Below are 18,735 nucleotides of genomic sequence, written 5' to 3' on the forward strand. Positions count from 1 at the left end.
CTGACAACCGCCCTCCAGGCGTACGCCGCTACTGCCGGTACCCGCTGAGGAACCTCCCGATCCTCCCGATCGCCGCCTCCAGATCGTCCGCGTGCGGGAGGGTGAGGATGCGGAAGTGGTCGGGGGTGGGCCAGTTGAAGCCGGTGCCCTGGACCACCTGGATCTTCTCGCGGAGCAGGAGGTCGAGGACGAACTTCTCGTCGTCGTGGATGGGGTAGACCTTGGGGTCGAGGCGGGGGAAGGCGTAGAGGGAGCCCTTGGGACGGACGCAGGAGACGCCGGGGATCTCGTTCAACTTGCGCCAGGCGACGTCGCGTTGCTCGTAGAGGCGGCCACCGGGGGCGGTGAGGTCGTTGATGGACTGGCGTCCGCCGAGGGCGGCCTGGATGGCGTACTGCGCGGGCGCGTTGGCGCACAGGCGCATGGACGCCAGCATCGTCAGGCCCTCCAGGTAGTTCTTGGCGTGCTGGGTGGGGCCCGTCACCACCAGCCAGCCGGAGCGGAAGCCCGCGACGCGGTAGGTCTTCGAGAGGCCGCAGAAGGTGAGGACGACGAGGTCGGGGGCGAGGGCGGCGGCGGAGTGGTGGACGGCGTCGTCGTAGAGGATCTGGTCGTAGATCTCGTCGGCGAAGACCATCAGGCCGTGGCGGCGGGCGAGATCGAGGATGCCCTCGATGACTTCCTTCGGATACACCGCGCCCGTCGGGTTGTTGGGGTTGATGATCACGACGGCCTTGGTGCGGTCGGTGATCTTCGACGCCATGTCCGCGAGGTCGGGGTTCCAGTCGGACTCCTCGTCGCAGACGTAGTGCACGGCCTTGCCGCCGGCGAGGGTCGTGACGGCCGTCCAGAGGGGGAAGTCCGGGGCGGGGATGAGGATTTCGTCGCCGTCCTCGATCAGCGCCTGGACGGCCATCGAGATCAGCTCGGAGATGCCGTTGCCCAAGTAGACGCGGTCCACGTCGACTTCGAGGCCGAGGTTCTGGTAGCGCTGGGCCACCGCGCGCCGCGCGGAGAGGATGCCCCGCGAGTCGGTGTAGCCGTGCGCCTGGGGGAGCATCCGGATCATGTCCTGGACGATCTCCTCGGGCGCCTCGAACCCGAAGAGCGCGGGGTTGCCGGTGTTGAGGCGCAGCACGCTGTGCCCCGCCTCCTCCAGCGCGTTGGCGTGCTCGATCACCGGCCCGCGGATCTCGTAGCAGACCTCGCTGAGCTTGTTCGACTGCCGGAACTCCATGCGTCCCTCCGGGAACTCGTGTTGCTTGGTTTTACCAAGTGTGAGCTTGGAAAGTCCAACAACATGTCTAGACTGCGTCGCATGTCACCTCGCCGAAGCTACGACCAGTACTGTTCCGCCGCCCGCGCCCTCGACGTCGTCGGCGACCGCTGGACCCTGCTGATCGTCCGGGAGCTGCTCGCCGGCCCGCGCCGGTACACCGACCTGCACGCCGACCTCCCCGGCGTCAGCACGGACGTACTCGCCTCCCGGCTGAAGGACATGGAACGCGACGGCCTCGCGGCCCGCCGCAGGCTCCCCCCGCCCGGCGCGGCGTACGTCTACGAACTCACCCCGCGCGGCCGGGAGTTGCTGCCCGTCCTCCAGGCGCTCGGCGAGTGGGGCGAGCGTGAACTGGGCGAGCGCCGCCCCACGGACGCGGTCCGCGCCCACTGGTTCGCCCTCCCGCTTGCCCGCACCCTGGAGGGCGAGGGCATCGTCCAAGTCCGCCTGGACGAAGGCGAGTTCCACCTGTACGTCGGCGATCCTGAGGGCCCGGTGTACGGCGACGGCGTCGCCCCCGTCGAGGCCGACGCCGGTCTCGTCCTCGACACGGAGACGTGCACGGCCATAGCGCAAGGGGAGTTGAGCCTCCGCGGCGCCGTCCGCGCCGGCCGTGTCGAGGTGAGCGGCGAGGGCGCCCTCGCGAAGGCGCTGCGGGAGGCGTGACACGGGAAGGGGCCCACCGGGTCGTACCGGTGAGCCCCTTCGGAGAGTTGACGATCCGTCAGGCGCCCGGCGGCACCCGCGTGGGCCGTCCCGACCCCCGCGTCAGCGTGTACCCCCAGATCCCCGCGAGCGCGGCCAGCATCGCCCCGATCCCGGTCCACACCCAGCGGCTCGACCACCAGCCGGACGCCCACCCGTCCTCGGGCTCCAGGCTGAACAGGGACGCCTTGGAGTCGTCCTCGGCCTTGGTCACCGAGATCCCCGGCACCAGCGGCTCGGAGAGCGACCCGTCGACCGCCGCCGCGCCGCCGATCTCCTTGGAGTCCACGCGGAGTTCGGCCGAGACCGGCAGACCGAGGTCGGCGGTCTTCACCCCGACGGTCGTCAGCCGCACGTAGTACGTGCCGGGCAGCGGGTCGTTGGCCCACGGCTCCGACCAGGACCGCACCGTCCGCAGCACGCAGGCGAGTTCGAGGGAACCGGTGCCGGGAGCGGCGGTGCGCGTCTGGGCGCCGTACTGGCACGCCTGGCGACGGCGCAGGCCGTCGTACACGTCGAGCTGCCAGGTCTGGCCGGTGTGGGCCTGCGGGAGCTTCAACGTGGTCTTGACGGTGGGGCGTTGGCCCGCGTCGGCGGGGAACGACCAGTACATGTAGTCACCGGTCGAACCGCTCGCCGTGGCCGTCCGCCCCTGCTCGATCTCCGCCGCCGTACGGAACGACGTGCCCGCCGAGACCGGCACCTTCACGTCGCCGGAGGCGCTCGGGGAGGGGGTGGAGTCGGCGACCGCCGGGGCGGCGGCCAGGCCCAGCGCCAGCAGGGCCGCGCTCAACACTCGTGTGACACGCATCAGTTGGTCCTCCACACAGCGAAGCGCCAGCGCGACAGCCAGCCCCAGAGCAGACCCGCCAGGAAACCGACGAGCACCAGCACGCCGAGCAGCCACCAGCCCCGGCCCAGACCGAACGACGCGACGTCGCTCGCCTGCGACGGCGCGTCCACCACGTCGACGGTCAGTTCGAGCGGCAGACCGGGCGTCGTCTTCACCCCGGCCGCCGGGGAGAAGGAGTTGGTGATCTGGATGCACACGGTCTCGGCCGGCGCGTCGTCCTCGTCACTGTCGGCCTTCGGATAGCGAAGTCCCGTCGACAGCACGTCCGTTCGCCCCGTGCCGGACGCCTCGCCGCGCACGATCTCCCGGCCGCTCTTCGTCACCGCCCGCACCAGCAGACCGTAGTTGGGGTTCACGGCCCGGTCCGCCGAGACGCTCACCGAACTCCGCAGCTCCTGGCCCGGCTTGACCTCGACCTTGTACCAGCGCTGCTGCGCGAACTCCGTACGGTCCGTGTACAGACCGGACTTCAGCGCCGGCGCGCTCGCACAGGACGCGGCACCCTCGGTGGCGACCGGCGTCACCACGGGCGTCGCCGCCCGGTCCACCAACTGGTTGACCTTGTCGGTGAGTTCGTCGGTCCGCTCCACCGACGTGTACGTCCCGCCGGTCGCCTCCGCGATACAGCTGAGCTGCTGGCGCATCTTCGTGTTGGGCACCAGGCCCAGCGTGTCGATGGTCAGCCCGATGCCCTTGGCCGCGATCTCCCGGGCCACCTCGCAGGGGTCGAGCGGCGCGCAGGTGTCCTCGCCGTCGCTGATCAGCACGATCCGCTTCGAACCGGTGCCGCCCTCCAGGTCGTCGGCCGCCGCGAGCAGCGCGGGGCCGATCGGCGTCCAGCCGGTCGGGGAGAGCGTCGCCACCGCCGCCTTCGCCTCGGTGCGGTCCAGCGGACCGACCTTGTACAGCTGCGAGGTGTCCTTGCAGCCCGTCTTCTGGTCGTCGCCGGGGTAGTTGGCACCGAGGGTCCGGATGCCGAGCAGGACGGTCTCCGGGGTCGCGTCGAGCACCTCGTTGAACGCCTGCTTGGCCGCGGCCATCCGCGTCCCGCCGTCCATGTCCTTCGTCCGCATGGAGCCGCTGACGTCGAGCACCAGGTCGACCTTGGGCGAGAGAGCGGTGGTTTCGTCGGCCGCCGCCGCGGTCGGGAACGCCAACCCGGCCGCGAGCGAGGCGAGCAGAGCGCAGACTCCTGCCGCCAGCCGTTGTGTTCTGATCATCGACGGATCTTATTGAGGGGGAGCGCTCCGCTTCAAAACGGGGCACCCGGTGAGCGTGGTCAGTCCGCCAACGGGTTGGGCAGCAGGGCCCATTGGTCGCCGCTCACGCCGGGCGACAGCCGCATCAGCGTCAACGCCTTCGTGGGCAGCGGCTGTTCACACAGCGCCACCAGGTCGGGGGTGGGCGGCAGACCGGTCACGGCGGATGCCAGCGCCTCACCAAGTGCCGTACGGCTGCCCGCCGTCGACCCCAGCGCGCCCGCCACCAGCGAGCCGAACAGCTTGCTGCGCAGGGCCGTCACGTCGTCCGTGAGGATGCGCTCGGGCAGTTCGGGGAGCGCGATCCCGTGCCGGGCCAGGCGGGCCGGGCTCACCCGGATGTCCGCGAGGTCCCGGTACACCAGCCGCAGCGGGGCGCCCTGCGCGGACAGGACGACCAGGAGGTTCTGGCCGTGCGCCTCCAACGCCACGCCCAGATCGAGGAGTCGCAGGCCCACGGTGAGGCAGAGGCGGGCGAACTCCGCCGACCAGTCCGGCCGCGAGGGGAGTTCGGTGGTGGCCAGCGCCGCGATCGGGACGATGTGCTCGCCCGGGGCCGCGTACCGCTGCGGCGACTCACGCCAGACGGCCGCGAGATCGGGGGAGTTGGCGGTCGCCGCGCTCGGGGTGCGGGTGATGTGGAGCAGGCCGTCCGTGCGGGCGGCGACCGTCTCCGCGAACGCCGAGAGGGTCGCCGAGGCGAGGACCGAACCGATCGAGATGTCCCGCACGGAGGAGGTCAGCCGGGCGCTGAGCGCCGTCTTCACGTGCGGGCCGCCGCCCGGGAGGGCCAGGGTGCGCAGGGACATCAACGGGTGCGCGGTCAGGCCCGCGTCGGTGGTGCGCTTCAGGACGTGCCGGGCCTGCCAGGGGTGCGCCGGGATCAACAGCCGTGCGCCGTCCCGCATTTCCGCCGGCCATTCTCCCGATACGAGGCACTCCTCGGCCGGTACGGGGACGAGGCTCAGCCGCACGGACGGGCGGTGCTCCGGGCCGTACGCGAGCTGCTCGGCGACCGAGAAGCCGGGGCGGGAACGGCAGTTGGGGTGGTAGGGGTGACCGTCGACCACCCGCTGCTCCCACTCCCAGTCGGTGACGGGCCAGTTCACGCAGGAGGGCTCCGACGCCGGACTCCCGTTCAGGAGCGGCGAGTTGCCGGGCGCGGTGGCCGAATCGCGGGGGAGCGTGGGCGCCGAACCCCCGTCCGCTTCCGCCTGGTTCGCCCGAGACAGCGCCAACGACGCCGTGCTGTGCGCGAGTTCGCCCGCGAAACCGGCCGAGTGCGGCACCCCGAGGTCCGCCATCAGCCGTGCGGGATCGTCGTACGCGACCCCCGCCAGGTCGACGACGGTGACGTACCCGTCCGTCGCGAACGGGTCGGGGCGCGGGCCGTGCAGGCGGCGGCCGTCGGACAGGCGCAGGGTGAGACCGTCGGCGGACGGCTCGTGGGCGGTGATCCAGGGGAGCGGCTCGTGGGTGAGCGCGCGCCACAGCCGGGTCAGGACGGCGGCACGCACGCCGGGCAGCCCGGCCGTGTACCGGGGGCCGAGATCCGGCCGGTGGACGGCCAGTTCGGCCGCGATCTCGGCCTCGGCGGCGGGGGGACGGTGCACGGACGGGCTCCTTGGGGCGAGCCGACGAGTCGGCGGGACGACGGGGCGGGCGATACGGACGGAAGCGTACGGAGGGTGTCATGGCAGGCTGGGGCGACGGCGATACTGATCGTCCCTGCCCGAACGGACCGTAGAGAACGAGTGGAACGCGTGCCTTACGACCCCCCGTCCGCCGACGCGTACGCCGCCGCGCCGCTGCTCAACTGCCTCCTGCGGGAGATCGCGCAGCCGACGGCCGAACCCGGCGTCCACCGCCTGCCCGGCGGACGGCTGCTGAGAGTGCACGGCACCCGCAGACCCACGCGCCCCGAGCTGTACGACGACCTCGGGCCCGGTCGGGACGACGTGGGCCGCCTCGACCCCGCCGCCCCCGATCCGCACGGCACCCCCCACCCCCTCGACCACCCCGCCCTGGTGAAACTCGTCGCCGAGGAACTCCGCCTCCACACCGGCCTCGACAACCCCGGACTCCCCGCCGAGATGCTGGACAGCCGCGAGGCCGTCGCCGCGATCCTCGCCGCCCGCGCGCACACACCCCCGCCGGACGACCCGTACCGCCGCTCCGAGCAGTCCCTCGTCACCGGCCACCCCTTCCACCCCGCCCCCAAGGCGCGCGGCGGCGGCCCGGCGGCGGCCTGGCTGCCGTACGCCCCCGAGGCGTACGCCGCGTTCCCGCTCACCCTCCTCGGTGTCCGCGAGGACCTCGTCGTCGAGGAGGGCGACGTCTCGGCCCTCGACGCCCTCGGCGAGGCCCCGCCCGGCTACCGCCTGCTCCCCGCGCACCCCTGGCAGCTCGAACTCCTCGGCGGGGCGTTGCAGCAAGCGTTCTCAGAGAAGCATCTCGTCCACCTCGGCACCACCGCTCCCGACGCCTGGCCGACCGCCGCGATCCGCACGGTCTACGACCCGGCCCGCGACCTCTTCCTCAAGTTCAGCCTGGACGTCCGCATCACCAACGACATCCGCCGTCTCTGGGCCCACGACCTGCGCAGACTCCGCCGCACCGACGAGGCCGCCGCCCGCGCCCTGCCCGGCGCCTGGCTCAGCGACCGCGGCTACCGCACCGCCTCCTTCGCCTTCGAGGAGCTCGCCGTCCTGGTCCGCGACGGCTTCGGCGACCTCGGTGACTCCGGCGCGCCCCCGCTCCTCGCGGCGGGCCTCACGGAGGGGTTCGACGGCAGCCCCCTCGCCGCCACGACCGACCCCGAGGGCTGGTGGGAGGCGTACCTCAGGGCCGTCGTACAACCCGCAGTAACGGCTTTCGCAACAGGCGTCGTCCTCGAAGCGCACGCGCAGAACACGCTGGTCGCCGTGGACGCCGCCGGAACGCCCGTGAAGGCGCTGTACCGGGACGCGGAGGGCGTCAAACTGCTGACGGACGTCGACCGCGAGGCGGGCGTGGACCGGGCGGCGGGCTGGGAGCGGCTCGTGTACACGCTCGTCGTCAACCACCTCACCGAGACGGCCGGCGCCCTCACCGAGCACCACCCCGGCTTCGACCCCTGGCCCGCCGTACGCCGGGAGTTCGCGCGCCACGACCTCCCCGAGGCGACCGCGCTCCTGACGGCACCGACACTCCCCGGCAAGACGAACCTCCTCCTGCGCTGGACGGGCGCGGACGGCGCGGACGCCCGCTACCTCCCCCTCCCCAACCCGCTCGCGACCCCCTGACCTGCCCAGGGCCTGCCGTAGGCTGGCCGGTGTGCTGCGCGAAGTGACTGCCGTCCGATACGTGACCCCCCTCAGGTCGGGCGGTTCCGTGCCCGGGGTGGTCGAGGCCGACGACCTCGGTACGTACGTCGTGAAGTTCACCGGCTCCGCGCAGGGCCGCAAGGCGCTGGTCGCCGAGGTGATCGTCGGCGAGCTGGCGCGGGCACTGGGACTGCGGTTCCCGGAACTGGTACTGGCCCACTTCGATCCCCTGATCGCGGACGACGAACCGCACCAGGAGGTCCGCGACCTGCACGCGGCCAGCGCCGGACTGAACCTCGGCATGGACTATCTGCCGGGCGCCCGGGACCTCACACCGGACGTCGCACAAGCGTTTACCGTCGATTCTCTGGAGGCCGGCCGGATCGTCTGGCTCGACGCCCTCACCGTCAACGTCGACCGCACGGTCCACAGCTCCAACCTGATGGTCTGGCCCACCCTCGGCATCGCCCCGCCCCGCCTCTGGCTCATCGACCACGGCGCCGCCCTCGTCTTCCACCACCGCTGGGACGCCTCCGAACCGGAGAAGGCGTACGACTTCCGCCACCACGCCCTCGGCACGTACGCCCCCGACGTCCGCGCCGCCGACGCCGAACTCGCCCCGAAAGTCACGGAAGAACTGCTCCGCGCGATCGTCGCGGAGGTCCCCGACGCCTGGCTCACCGAGGACTTCGCCACCCCCGCCGAGGCCCGCGAGGCGTACGTCGCCTATCTGCACGCCCGTGTACGGGCCTCCGCGCGGTGGCTCCCCACCGACTTCCCCACCCGGGAGGAACTCGCCGCCGAGAACGCCCGGCGGACGGCGCGCAGTCGGCAAGGACGCCCCGCGTGGCTCAAGCAGGTCCCCGACCTGCACGGCAAGCCCGCGGCCGAACAGGATTGGTCGGTGCACCTCGGATGAGCGGCGATGAGATGAGCGGTGATGACACGAGCGGCGACGGCATGCGTGGCCGTGTCGAGATCGAGTACTGCACCCAGTGCCGCTGGCTGCCGCGCGCGGCCTGGCTCGCGCAGGAGCTTCTCACCACGTTCGAGGGCGAGTTGACGGAACTCGCGCTGAAGCCGGGCACGGGCGGGGTGTTCGTCGTCCGGGCGAACGACGAGGTCGTGTGGGACCGGCGCGAGAACGGCTTCCCCGAGCCGACGGCCGTGAAGAAGGCCGTACGCGACCGAGTGGCCCCGGGGAAGACCCTGGGCCACTCGGAACGCTCGAAACCCTTGTGAGGATCAGCCCTTGAGCTGCTCGTACGCGGGCAGCGTCAGGAAGTCCGCGTAGTCGTCGTCCAGGGCGACCTGGAGCAGCAGGTCGTGCGCCTGCTGCCAGTGACCGGAGTTGAAAGTCTCCTCGCCCAACTCGGCCTTGAGGGCGGCGAGTTCGTCGGCGGCGATCTTCCGGACCAGGTCCGCGGTCGCCTTCTCGCCGTTCTCGAACTCCACGCCCGCGTCGATCCACTGCCAGATCTGGGAGCGGGAGATCTCGGCGGTCGCCGCGTCCTCCATGAGGTTGAAGATGGCGACCGCGCCGAGCCCGCGCAGCCACGCCTCGATGTAACGCACGCCCACCTGAACGGCGTTGACGAGTCCGTCGTACGTCGGCTTCGCGTCGAGGGAGTCGATCGCGATCAGGTCGGCGGCCTCGACGCGGACGTCCTCGCGGAGGCGTTCCTTCTGGTTCGGCTTCTCGCCGAGGACCTTGTCGAAGGACTCCAGGGCGATCGGGACCAGGTCGGGGTGGGCGACCCAGGAGCCGTCGAAACCGTCGTTCGCCTCACGGTCCTTGTCGGCGCGGACCTTCTCGAACGCGACCTTGTTGACCTCCGCGTCCCGCCGGGACGGGATGAACGCGGCCATGCCGCCGATCGCGTGCGCGCCGCGCTTGTGGCAGGTGCGGACGAGGAGTTCGGTGTACGCGCGCATGAACGGGGCCGTCATCGTGACCAGGTTGCGGTCCGGGAGGATGAACTTGGCGCCGCCGTCACGGAAGTTCTTCACGATGGAGAACAGGTAGTCCCAGCGGCCCGCGTTCAACCCCGAGGCGTGGTCGCGGAGTTCGTAGAGGATCTCCTCCATCTCGTAGGCCGCGGTGATGGTCTCGATCAGGACGGTCGCGCGGATCGTGCCCTGCGGGATACCGAGGTGGTCCTGGGCGAAGACGAACACCTCGTTCCACAGGCGGGCTTCGAGGTGCGACTCGGTCTTCGGGAGGTAGAAGTACGGGCCCTTGCCGAGGTCCAGGAGGCGCTGGGCGTTGTGGAAGAAGTACAGGCCGAAGTCGACGAAGGCGCCCGGGACCTGCTCGCCGTTCTCGTCCACGAGGTGGCGTTCGTTCAGGTGCCAGCCGCGCGGGCGCATGACGACCGTCGCGAGTTCGGCGTCCGGGCGCAGGGCGTACGACTTGCCGGTGCGCTCGTCCGTGAAGTCGATGTTCCGCGTGTACGCGTCGGCCAGGTTCAGCTGGCCGAGGACCACGTTCTCCCAGGTCGGCGCGGAGGCGTCCTCGAAGTCCGCGAGCCAGATCCGCGCGCCCGAGTTGAGGGCGTTGATCGTCATCTTGCGGTCGGTGGGGCCGGTGATCTCGACCCGGCGGTCGTCCAGGGCGGCCGGGGAGGGGGCGACGCGCCAGGAGTCGTCGGCGCGGATCGCGGCGGTCTCCGGGAGGAAGTCGAGCGTGGAGGTGCGGGCGATCTCGGCGCGGCGCTCCGCGCGGCGGGCCAGGAGTTCGGCGCGGCGCGGGGTGAAACGCTTGTGCAACTCCGCCACGAACGCGAGTGCCTCAGCCGTCAGGACCTCCTCCTGCCGGGGCAGCGGCTCGGCGTCGACGAGGGTCAGTGCGGACATGAGCGGTCACTTCCTTCGCGGAGGGCGGCTCTCCGGTGGCGGAGGGCGCATCGTAAAAATGGATACTAGTTTCCTCATCGTGGAACTTCAATGGTTTGTTGAGGCGCGGCCCGAGCCGCTCGTGGCTTCCGGCTCACTCCAGCCGCCCCAGATCCGCCGCCACGTCGATGTCGTACGCCTCGGCCACGTCCCCGCACTCCACGAACCGCACCTCGTGCGCCTTGAGGTACGTCCGCGCGCCCTGGTCCCCCGTCGCCGACTCCGCGATCCCGGCCCAGTGCGCCGCGCCGAACAGCACGGGATGGCCGCGTACCCCGTCGTACGCGGCCGACGCCAGGGTGTCCACCCCCTCGTACGCCCCCAGCACCCGCCGTACCGCCTCCGGGCCGATCCCCGGCTGGTCCACCAGCGAGACCAGGACCGCGCGCGCGTCCGTCCCGGCGGCGGACTCCAGACCGGCCCGCAGCGACGACCCCATGCCCTCCGCCCACCCGGCGTTCTCCACGAGCACGCAGCCGTCCAGCCGGGCGGCCTCCCGGACGGCGTCGGCGGCGGCGCCCAGGACGACGTGCACGCGCGCGACGCCGGCCGCCCGGAGTGTCGTCACGGCGTGTTCGACGAGCGGGCGGCCCCGGTGGACGAGCAGGGCCTTGGGGCGTCCGCCGAGCCGCCGCCCGGCGCCGGCGGCGAGCACCAGACCGGCTACCTGGGCTTCGTTGTGCGTCATACGTCCTGCATACCTGGACCGGCGCACGCGCGCGTGATCGGACGGGGCTGATTTTCCGTCCTTTGTGTGGCGCCACGCCGCGTGGGTGGCGTTTACTGGCCCGCGTCCCGAGGTGGTCCGAACCACTGCCGGGGGACGCGCGCGTGCGCGAGGGGGGAGAAGCGGTGCTGCGGAGCGTGGGGCAGGGGTCAGTGACGGGCAGCGGCGAAGATCCGAGAGACGGCGGAGATCCCAGAGTCGCGGAGTTACGCGCCGCGGTGTCCCGGCTGCGCCGCGAACTCGCCGCCCACCCGGTGGAGTTCCCCGACCGGGCGATCGCCGAGGACGAACTCGCCGCGCTGGCCGCCATGGCGACCCACGGCACTCCGGAGATCCCCCGGCTGCGCAACTCCCTGCTCGTCGTCGCGGCGGCGATCGGCTCGGTGAGCGCGCTGTCCCGGGGGCTGTCGGAGGTGCGGGCGGCGGTGGAGCTGTTCGGAGGGCCGCCCCGGGGCTGAGGGGCTTCCGCGCTCACCGGGGGTACGGAAACGCCCCCCGGTACCCCGGGTTCCCCACCCGCTCCTCGAACTCCCCGCACACCCACGTCTCCTGCACGAACTCCGTCAGCCGGTCCCAGACCGCGAAGATCCCGTCCGGCCCGTGCTTCCCGCGCACCCTCCGGTACGCGTCCTTCGCGTCCCGGAAGCACGCCAGGCCGCCCATCAGGCCGCTCCCGGCGGGGCTGTAGTCGGACCACGCGCACGCGACGCACGCCCTGACGCGCGTCCCGGGCGGCAGCCGCCGCTGTATCTCGTGGAGGGCGCTCTCGATGTCGTGGAGGCCCTCGGGGGCGGGGTGGTCGTGTCCGTCCAGCCGCAGGAAGACGCTCAGCGTCTGGAACTCGATCGCGCCCCTCGACCCGGGGGCGGCCAAGTCCCCCATCCGCAACGTGCAGTGCAGCGCGCCCGCGCGCGTGCCGTCGCCGTCGACCGTGACGGGCAGCGGTTCCTGCCACTCCAGTACGCAGGCGCAGAGCGCTCCGTCCTCCATGAACGTGAACGGCAGCTCCGGTGGCTCGCCGGAGACCGCGCCCAGATCGTCCATGGAGTCGCCCTCGAAGACGACACCCCTGATCGTCGTCCGGATGCTCGCGCGCCCGTCCGAGACGAACACGACCGGCTCGCGGCCGTGCCGGTCCGTGTAGTGGCCCGGCCAGTACCGCACGTCAGCCGAGGTTCTGGCTGGCCAGCGCCTCCGACAGCTCCCGGGCGACCTGCTGGAGCACCGGGACGATGCGCTCGGTCGCCTCCTCCGTGACACGCCCGGCGGGCCCGGAGATGGAGATCGCGGCGGCGGTGGGGGAGTCCGGCACGGAGACGGCGAGACAGCGCACGCCGATCTCCTGCTCGTTGTCGTCGACCGCGTAGCCGAGGCCGCGTACGGCCTCCAGAGCGGCCAGGAAGGCGTCGGGGGTGGTGATGGTCTTCTCGGTGGCCGCGGGCATCCCTGTGCGGCCCAGGAGGGCGCGTACGTCCCCGTCGGGGAAGCCGGCGAGGAGCGCCTTGCCGACGCCGGTGGAGTGCGGCAGGACGCGCCGGCCGACCTCGGTGAACATCCGCATCGAGTGCTTGGACGGCACCTGCGCGACGTACACGATCTCGTCGCCGTCCAGGAGCGCCATGTTCGCGGTCTCCCCGGTCTCCTCGACGAGCCGCGCGAGATGGGGCCGCGCCCAGGTGCCCAGCAGGCGCGACGCCGACTCGCCGAGCCGGATCAGCCGGGGGCCCAGCGCGTAGCGCCGGTTCGGCTGCTGGCGGACGTACCCGCAGGCCACCAGCGTGCGCATCAGGCGGTGGATCGTCGGCAGCGGCAGCCCGCTGCTCGCCGACAGCTCGCTCAGCCCGACCTCGCCGCCCGCGTCCGCCATCCGCTCCAGGAGGTCGAAGGCGCGCTCTAGGGACTGGACGCCTCCGCCTGCGGACTTGGCGGACTCGGAGGTACTGGCGCTGGACGGCGGCACGGCGCGTTCCTTTCGGCGGTCAGGAGGCATCGGCAGTGCGGGAGGCATCGGTGGTGCAAGAGGCAGCAGCCTACCCGCCGGTGTGTTGACTCCACGGTGGCGCGTCGTTACGTTCTGGCAGGTGAAAGAGTAATTCCGTGATCCGGAAACAGTCGGGTCGAGGAGTGGGCTGAGGGTGGGCTCTTGACGCTCCGGAGGGGCTGAGTGAAGACTCCTTCAACAGAAAGTTGAATTTCGTTACGGGGATGTAAACCCAGGTCAGAGAGGGGTCCCGCGTGTCCGAGGCCGAACTGGTCCTGCGCTCCACGCGCGTGGTCGCACCCGACGGCGAGCGAGCCGCCACGATCGCGGTCTCCGGCGGCACGATCACCGCCGTCCTGCCGTACGACGCACCCGTGCCGTCCGGCGCGCGCGTGGTGGACGTCGGGGACGACGTCGTCCTGCCCGGCCTCGTCGACACCCACGTGCACGTGAACGACCCGGGCCGCACCCACTGGGAGGGCTTCTGGACCGCCACGCGCGCGGCGGCGGCCGGCGGCATCACGACCCTGATCGACATGCCCCTCAACTCCCTCCCGCCGACCACGACCGTCGCCCACCTCGACGTGAAGCGCGAGGTCGCCGCCGACAAGGCGCACATCGACGTCGGCTTCTGGGGCGGCGCCCTCCCCGACAACACCGCCGACCTGCGCCCCCTGCACGACGCCGGGGTCTTCGGCTTCAAGGCGTTCCTGTCGCCCTCCGGGGTGGACGAGTTCCCGCACCTCGACCAGGAGCGACTGGGCCGCTCCCTCGCGGAGATCGCCTCCTTCGACGGCCTCCTCATCGTCCACGCCGAGGACCCGCACCACCTGGAGACGGCCCCCCAGCAGGGCGGCCCGAAGTACGCCGACTTCCTCGCCTCCCGCCCGCGCCACGCCGAGGACACGGCGATCGCGCACCTCCTGGAGCAGGCGGCCCGCCTCCACGCGCGCGTGCACGTCCTGCACCTGTCCTCCGGCGACGCCCTCCCGCTGATCGCGAAGGCCAGGGCGGACGGCGTCCGCGTCACCGTCGAGACGTGCCCGCACTACCTGACGCTCACCGCGGAGGAGGTCCCCGACGGGGCCAGCGAGTTCAAGTGCTGCCCGCCCATCCGGGAGGCCGCCAACCAGGACCTCCTGTGGCAGGCCCTCGCCGACGGGACGATCGACTGCGTCGTCACCGACCACTCGCCCTCCACGGCCGACCTGAAGACCCCCGACTTCGCCACCGCGTGGGGCGGCATCTCCGGACTCCAGCTGAGCCTCCCGGCGGTCTGGACGGCCGCACGCGCGCGTGGCCACTCCCTGGAGGACGTCGTGCGCTGGATGTCCGCCCGGACGGCCGCCCTGGCCGGCCTCGACGGCCGCAAGGGCGCGATCGCCCCCGGCCACGACGCGGACTTCGCCGTCCTCGCCCCCGACGAGACGTTCACCGTCGACCCGGCGGCACTCCAGCACCGCAACCGCGTCACCGCGTACGCGGGACACACCCTGTACGGCGTCGTGAAGTCCACCTGGCTGCGCGGCACGCGCGTGTACGCGCGCGGGGAGTTCACCGAGCCGAAGGGCGAACTGCTGACCCGCACCCGCTGAACCGTTTCCCCCACCTCCTCACGGACGCAGAACCGATTCCCCGCACCCGCACCGGCCGACTCCGAAAGGCACCCCCTGTGACGGCGATCCCCCGTTTCACCGGCGACGCGCAGCCCTACCAGGGCGGCGATCCGTACGCGGACCACCGCAGCGCCGACCTCCCCTTCACGCACCTCGCCGACCTCGCGGACCGGCAGCTCGGCGCCGGGGTGATCGCCGCCAACGACGAGTTCTTCGCCCACCGGGAGAACCTCCTGCTGCCCGGCCGCGCGGTCTTCGACCCCGAGCACTTCGGGCACAAGGGCAAGGTCATGGACGGCTGGGAGACCCGCCGCAGGCGCGGCGCCTCGGCCGAGCACCCCTGGCCGACCGCCGAGGACCACGACTGGGCGCTGATCCGCCTCGGCGCCCCCGGCGTCGTCCGCGGCGTCGTCGTCGACACCGCGCACTTCCGCGGCAACTACCCGAAGGCCGTCTCCGTGGAGGCCACCTCGGTGCCGGGCTCGCCCTCCCCGGAGGAGCTCCTCGGGGACGACGTCAAGTGGACGACCCTCGTGCCGCGCACCGAGGTCGGCGGCCACGCGGCGAACGGTTTCGCCGTCGACATTGAACAGCGCTTCACCCACCTGCGCCTCAACCAGCACCCCGACGGCGGCATCGCGCGCCTGCGCGTGTACGGCGAGGTCGTGCCCGACCCGGCCTGGCTGGCCGTCCTCGGCGCCTACGACGTCGTCGCCCTGGAGAACGGCGGGCAGGCCGAGGACGCCTCCAACCTGTTCTACTCCCCGGCGTCCAACACCATCCGCCCCGGCCGCTCCCGGCAGATGGACGACGGCTGGGAGACCCGGCGCCGCCGGGACCGGGGCAACGACTGGATTCGCTACCGGCTCGCCGCGCAGGCCGAGATCCGCGCGGTCGAGATCGACACCGCCTACCTGAAGGGCAACAGCGCCGGCTGGGCGTCCGTCGCCGTGCGCGACGGCGAGGACGGCGACTGGCGCGAGATCCTCCCGCGCACCCGCCTCCAGCCCGACACGAACCACCGCTTCGTCCTGCCGGAGCCGGCCGTCGGCACGCACGCGCGCGTGGACATCTATCCGGACGGCGGCATCTCCCGCCTGCGCCTGCACGGCGCGCTCACCGGACAGGGCGCCGCCGACCTCGCCGCCCGCCACCGGGAACTGGGCGGCTGAGGGGACACCTGCCGTACGGACCGATGAGTTGCGCGCGCGGGAGGGGTCTGAGCTGATGACCACGGACCCCGCCCGCCGCGCAGGAGGGCGGGGAACATCGGATCTCTCCGGAAAGAGGCCCCGCCATGGGCAAGCTCACCTCCACCGTGTTCGTCTCGCTCGACGGCGTCCACCAGGCCCCCGGGGGCCCCTCGGAGGACCCGGCCGACGGCTTCACCCAGGGCGGCTGGAGCGTCCCCTACGACGATGACGACTTCGGCCGGTTCGTGCTGGACAGCTTCGGCCGCGTCGGCGCGTTCCTCCTCGGCCGCCGCACCTACGACATCTTCGCGGGCTACTGGCCGAAGGTGACCGACCCCGACAACCTGGTCGCGGTCAAGCTGAACGCCCTCCCGAAGTACGTCCCCTCGACGACCCTCACCGACCCCTCCTGGGCCGGTACGACGGTCCTCACGGGCGATCTGGCCGAGGAGGTCTCCGCCCTCAAGGAGCGCACCGAGGGCGAGCTCCAGGTCCACGGCAGCGGCGCGCTCGTCCGCTCCCTCGTCGACCTCGGCCTCCTCGACACCCTTCACCTCATGACGTTCCCGGTGGTCCTCGGCGCAGGCCGCAGGCTCTTCCCCGAAGGCACCGCCCCGACCGCGTTCCAGCACGTCGGAGGCAGCGTCACGAGCACCGGAGTGGTCATCTCCACCTACGAGTTGACGGGCCGTCCGACGTACGGCTCGTTCGAACTCCCGGCCGACGCCTAGCCGCAGGTTAACTTCCTGAAAACTCATCGCACTCGACGGGAAAATCTTCGAAGTTGTCGTTGACATGCCAGCATCTACGCGCGTCATCATGGACGCATGAGATTCCCCCCACGCATCACCCGGGTCGCCGCCGCAGGCGCCGTCCTGTCAGCGCTCCTCGTCGGCGGAGCCGTCACCGCGACCCCCGCCGCGGCGGCGGTCGGCAGCATCTGCTACAGCGATCTGCCGTCGCAGGCGTACACCACCCTGAACCTGATCGACCAGGGAGGTCCGTTCCCGTACTCGCAGGACGGGGTCGTCTTCCAGAACCGCGAAGGCGTCCTGCCCAGCCGCTCCAGCGGCTACTACCACGAGTACACGGTCAAGACGCCGGGCTCCTCCACGCGCGGCGCGCGTCGCATCGTCACCGGTCAGCAGTACCAGGAGGACTACTACACCTCCGACCACTACGCGACGTTCGACCTGATCGACTTCGACTGCTGAGCCACCCCCACGCTCAGCCCTGAGGACAGGTGCGACGCCGGCGGCCCGGCCCGGGATCAGTCGGGCCTCCGGCGCTCCGCGACGGCGAACAGGGCGCACGCGAGCACGACGAGTGCGATGCTCGCGTACACCTCCACCCCGTCGAGGAAACCGATCTGCCGCACGAACCCGATGTCCCAGCCGGCGAACTCGTGCAGCAGCCCCATCCCGCCCTGGACCAGGGCGAGGAGACCGAGAACCTCCAGCAACGCCTTCATGCAGGCGACTCTCGCCCCGCGGACCCCCCTCGCACACCGGCCGCGGGGCGACGTCGTCCCTACGGAAGATCGGTTCTCCCGCGCGTGGGAGGGCCGAAAGTCGACGCCTGCGCGACTTAGGTAGTCGAACGCCCTGACGGAGCGGCGGGCGGGCGTCCCGGACGCATAGATTTGTCGACCGTGAAGACCGTGAAGCAGGACCGGGGGACACGGGCGTTCGCGGGGCCGAGATGGCTGCTGCCGTCCGCCGTCGTCGCCGAACTCGACCAGGACGGCGACCCCGCGCGGGCGGGCCGGCGGCCCCGGCGCACCGCGCGCGACTGGCTCGTCGACTTCACCGCGTTCTTCCTGGCCGTCCTGGTGGGCCTGCTGGCCGCCGACAGCCTCCCCAAGGAGCAGCTGCCGCACTCCCTCGCCGTCCTCGACCAGGTCGTGGGCGCCCTGTCCTGCGCCGCCGTGTGGCTGCGCCGCCGCTGGCCGCTGGCGATCGCCGTCGCGATGGTCCCGGTCGGCCTGGTCTCCGCGAGTGCGGGCGGCGCCGGGATGATCATCCTGTTCACCCTGATCGTCCACCGGCCCCTCAAGCAGGCCGCCTGGGTGTGGGCCTCCTCCCTCGCGCTGATGCCGGTGTTCTACTGGCTGCGCCCCGACCCGGACCTGCCCTATCTGGGCGTCCTGCTGCTCGTCCTCGTGTTCAGCGCCTGCGTCATCGGCTGGGGTCTGTTCGTCCGCTCCAAGCGGCAGCTCATGCTCAGCCTGCACGACCGCGCCCGCCGCGCGGAGACCGAGGCGCGCCTGCGCGCGGAACAGGCGCAGCGCCTCGCGCGCGAGGCCATCGCCCGGGAGATGCACGACGTCCTCGCCCACCGGCTGACCCTCCTGAGCGTCCACGCGGGCGCCCTGGAGTTCCGCCCGGACGCGCCCCGGGAGGAGATCGCCCGCGCGGCCGGGGTGATCCGGGAGAGCGCCCACGAGGCCCTCCAGGACCTGCGCGAGATCATCGGCGTCCTGCGCGCGGGGGAGGCCGACGACAAGGGCCGCCCGCAGCCCACCCTCGGCGGCCTCGACGCGCTCGCCGCCGAGTCCCGGGAGGCCGGCATGAAGGTCACCCTCGGGCAGCGCGTCACCGACCCCGCGTCCGTCCCCGCCTCCGTCGGCCGCACCGCCTACCGCATCGCCCAGGAGGCCCTCACCAACGCCCGCAAGCACGCCCCCGGCACCGAGGTGTCCGTGACGGTCGCCGGCGCCCCCGGGGACGGCCTCACCGTCACCGTCGCCAACCCCGCCCCCGAGGGCGACGTCCCGCACGTCCCCGGCTCCGGCCAGGGCCTCATCGGGCTCACCGAACGCGCCGCCCTCGCCGGCGGCACCCTCACCCACGGGCCCCTGGACGACGGCGGGTTCGAGGTCCGCGCCTGGCTGCCGTGGCGCACGGAGAGCGCGCGGTGAGA

Annotated in this window: 19 protein-coding genes; 10 read left to right on the plus strand and 9 right to left on the minus strand. The window is 72.1% G+C overall.

Going from position 1 to position 18,735, the window contains the following annotated elements:
- Nucleotides 1–28: 28 nt before the first annotated feature.
- A complete protein-coding gene (locus ABZX85_RS06315; protein WP_355862954.1) occupies nucleotides 29–1,237 on the minus strand; it encodes a pyridoxal phosphate-dependent aminotransferase in 1,209 nt (402 codons plus the stop codon).
- An 81-nt stretch (nucleotides 1,238–1,318) separates the two neighbouring features.
- Here ABZX85_RS06315 and ABZX85_RS06320 point away from each other — a divergent pair, with 81 nt between their 5' ends.
- The gene (locus ABZX85_RS06320) at nucleotides 1,319–1,945 is read left to right on the plus strand and encodes a helix-turn-helix domain-containing protein (RefSeq protein ID WP_355862956.1); all 627 of its coding nucleotides are present in this window, start codon (nucleotides 1,319–1,321) and stop codon (nucleotides 1,943–1,945) included.
- A 58-nt stretch (nucleotides 1,946–2,003) separates the two neighbouring features.
- Here ABZX85_RS06320 and ABZX85_RS06325 read toward each other — a convergent pair whose 3' ends face one another.
- From ABZX85_RS06325 to ABZX85_RS06335, 3 genes are read right to left on the minus strand one after another with little or no spacing between them, the layout of a single operon-like run.
- A complete protein-coding gene (locus ABZX85_RS06325; RefSeq protein WP_355862958.1) occupies nucleotides 2,004–2,795 on the minus strand; it encodes a hypothetical protein in 792 nt (263 codons plus the stop codon).
- Nucleotides 2,795–4,057 carry a VWA domain-containing protein gene (locus ABZX85_RS06330; protein ID WP_355862960.1) on the minus strand — a complete coding sequence of 421 codons (1,263 nt, stop codon included), beginning with the start codon at nucleotides 4,055–4,057 and terminating at the stop codon, nucleotides 2,795–2,797. The genes ABZX85_RS06325 and ABZX85_RS06330 overlap by 1 nt, the downstream gene beginning before the upstream one ends.
- A 59-nt stretch (nucleotides 4,058–4,116) precedes the next feature.
- On the minus strand, nucleotides 4,117–5,709 hold the full coding sequence (locus ABZX85_RS06335; RefSeq protein ID WP_355862962.1) for an IucA/IucC family siderophore biosynthesis protein: 1,593 nt from the start codon (nucleotides 5,707–5,709) through the stop codon (nucleotides 4,117–4,119).
- A 150-nt stretch (nucleotides 5,710–5,859) separates the two neighbouring features.
- Between ABZX85_RS06335 and ABZX85_RS06340 the strand changes: the two genes are divergently transcribed.
- The 3 genes from ABZX85_RS06340 to ABZX85_RS06350 are packed head-to-tail and all read left to right on the plus strand — an operon-like array spanning nucleotide 5,860 to nucleotide 8,643.
- Nucleotides 5,860–7,380, plus strand: a complete 1,521-nt coding sequence (locus ABZX85_RS06340; RefSeq protein ID WP_355862964.1) for an IucA/IucC family protein — start codon at nucleotides 5,860–5,862, stop codon at nucleotides 7,378–7,380.
- A gap of 31 nt (nucleotides 7,381–7,411) precedes the next feature.
- On the plus strand, nucleotides 7,412–8,320 hold the full coding sequence (locus ABZX85_RS06345; RefSeq protein ID WP_355862966.1) for a HipA family kinase: 909 nt from the start codon (nucleotides 7,412–7,414) through the stop codon (nucleotides 8,318–8,320).
- 41 nt (nucleotides 8,321–8,361) lie between these two features.
- Entirely contained in the window at nucleotides 8,362–8,643 is a 282-nt protein-coding gene (locus tag ABZX85_RS06350; protein WP_355863104.1) for a SelT/SelW/SelH family protein, read from the plus strand.
- A 3-nt stretch (nucleotides 8,644–8,646) separates the two neighbouring features.
- Here ABZX85_RS06350 and aceB read toward each other — a convergent pair whose 3' ends face one another.
- Both aceB and ABZX85_RS06360 read right to left on the minus strand, forming a co-directional pair.
- A complete protein-coding gene (aceB, locus tag ABZX85_RS06355; RefSeq protein ID WP_355862968.1) occupies nucleotides 8,647–10,257 on the minus strand; it encodes a malate synthase A in 1,611 nt (536 codons plus the stop codon).
- 133 nt (nucleotides 10,258–10,390) lie between these two features.
- Nucleotides 10,391–10,984: a nucleotidyltransferase family protein gene (locus tag ABZX85_RS06360; protein WP_355862970.1), complete on the minus strand. Its 594-nt coding sequence runs from the start codon at nucleotides 10,982–10,984 to the stop codon at nucleotides 10,391–10,393.
- 164 nt (nucleotides 10,985–11,148) lie between these two features.
- On the opposite strand from ABZX85_RS06360, the gene ABZX85_RS06365 reads away from it, so the two are divergent.
- Entirely contained in the window at nucleotides 11,149–11,481 is a 333-nt protein-coding gene (locus ABZX85_RS06365) for a DUF5955 family protein (protein ID WP_355863106.1), read from the plus strand.
- A 13-nt stretch (nucleotides 11,482–11,494) separates the two neighbouring features.
- On the opposite strand, the gene ABZX85_RS06370 is transcribed toward ABZX85_RS06365, so the two are convergent.
- Both ABZX85_RS06370 and ABZX85_RS06375 read right to left on the minus strand, forming a co-directional pair.
- Nucleotides 11,495–12,187 carry a DUF6304 family protein gene (locus ABZX85_RS06370; RefSeq protein WP_355862972.1) on the minus strand — a complete coding sequence of 231 codons (693 nt, stop codon included), beginning with the start codon at nucleotides 12,185–12,187 and terminating at the stop codon, nucleotides 11,495–11,497.
- Nucleotide 12,188: 1 nt separating this feature from the next.
- On the minus strand, nucleotides 12,189–12,983 hold the full coding sequence (locus ABZX85_RS06375) for an IclR family transcriptional regulator (protein ID WP_355862974.1): 795 nt from the start codon (nucleotides 12,981–12,983) through the stop codon (nucleotides 12,189–12,191).
- A gap of 275 nt (nucleotides 12,984–13,258) precedes the next feature.
- Between ABZX85_RS06375 and allB the strand changes: the two genes are divergently transcribed.
- From allB to ABZX85_RS06395, 4 genes are all read left to right on the plus strand, one after another.
- Entirely contained in the window at nucleotides 13,259–14,599 is a 1,341-nt protein-coding gene (allB, locus tag ABZX85_RS06380; protein ID WP_355862976.1) for an allantoinase AllB, read from the plus strand.
- A gap of 77 nt (nucleotides 14,600–14,676) precedes the next feature.
- On the plus strand, nucleotides 14,677–15,792 hold the full coding sequence (gene alc / locus ABZX85_RS06385) for an allantoicase (protein ID WP_355862978.1): 1,116 nt from the start codon (nucleotides 14,677–14,679) through the stop codon (nucleotides 15,790–15,792).
- Nucleotides 15,793–15,917: 125 nt separating this feature from the next.
- Complete coding sequence (locus tag ABZX85_RS06390) at nucleotides 15,918–16,544, plus strand: dihydrofolate reductase family protein (RefSeq protein ID WP_355862980.1); 627 nt, start codon at nucleotides 15,918–15,920, stop codon at nucleotides 16,542–16,544.
- 96 nt (nucleotides 16,545–16,640) lie between these two features.
- Nucleotides 16,641–17,027, plus strand: a complete 387-nt coding sequence (locus ABZX85_RS06395) for a ribonuclease (protein WP_355862982.1) — start codon at nucleotides 16,641–16,643, stop codon at nucleotides 17,025–17,027.
- Between the two features lie 56 nt (nucleotides 17,028–17,083).
- Here the strand turns inward: ABZX85_RS06395 and ABZX85_RS06400 are convergent, their stop codons facing one another.
- A complete protein-coding gene (locus tag ABZX85_RS06400; RefSeq protein WP_355862984.1) occupies nucleotides 17,084–17,284 on the minus strand; it encodes a hypothetical protein in 201 nt (66 codons plus the stop codon).
- A gap of 180 nt (nucleotides 17,285–17,464) precedes the next feature.
- Here ABZX85_RS06400 and ABZX85_RS06405 point away from each other — a divergent pair, with 180 nt between their 5' ends.
- Complete coding sequence (locus tag ABZX85_RS06405; RefSeq protein ID WP_355862986.1) at nucleotides 17,465–18,733, plus strand: histidine kinase; 1,269 nt, start codon at nucleotides 17,465–17,467, stop codon at nucleotides 18,731–18,733.
- Nucleotides 18,734–18,735: the final 2 nt, after the last annotated feature.

The sequence above is a fragment of the Streptomyces sp. NPDC004539 genome (genome assembly GCF_040610055.1).
Taxonomy (GTDB): Bacteria; Actinomycetota; Actinomycetes; order Streptomycetales; family Streptomycetaceae; genus Streptomyces.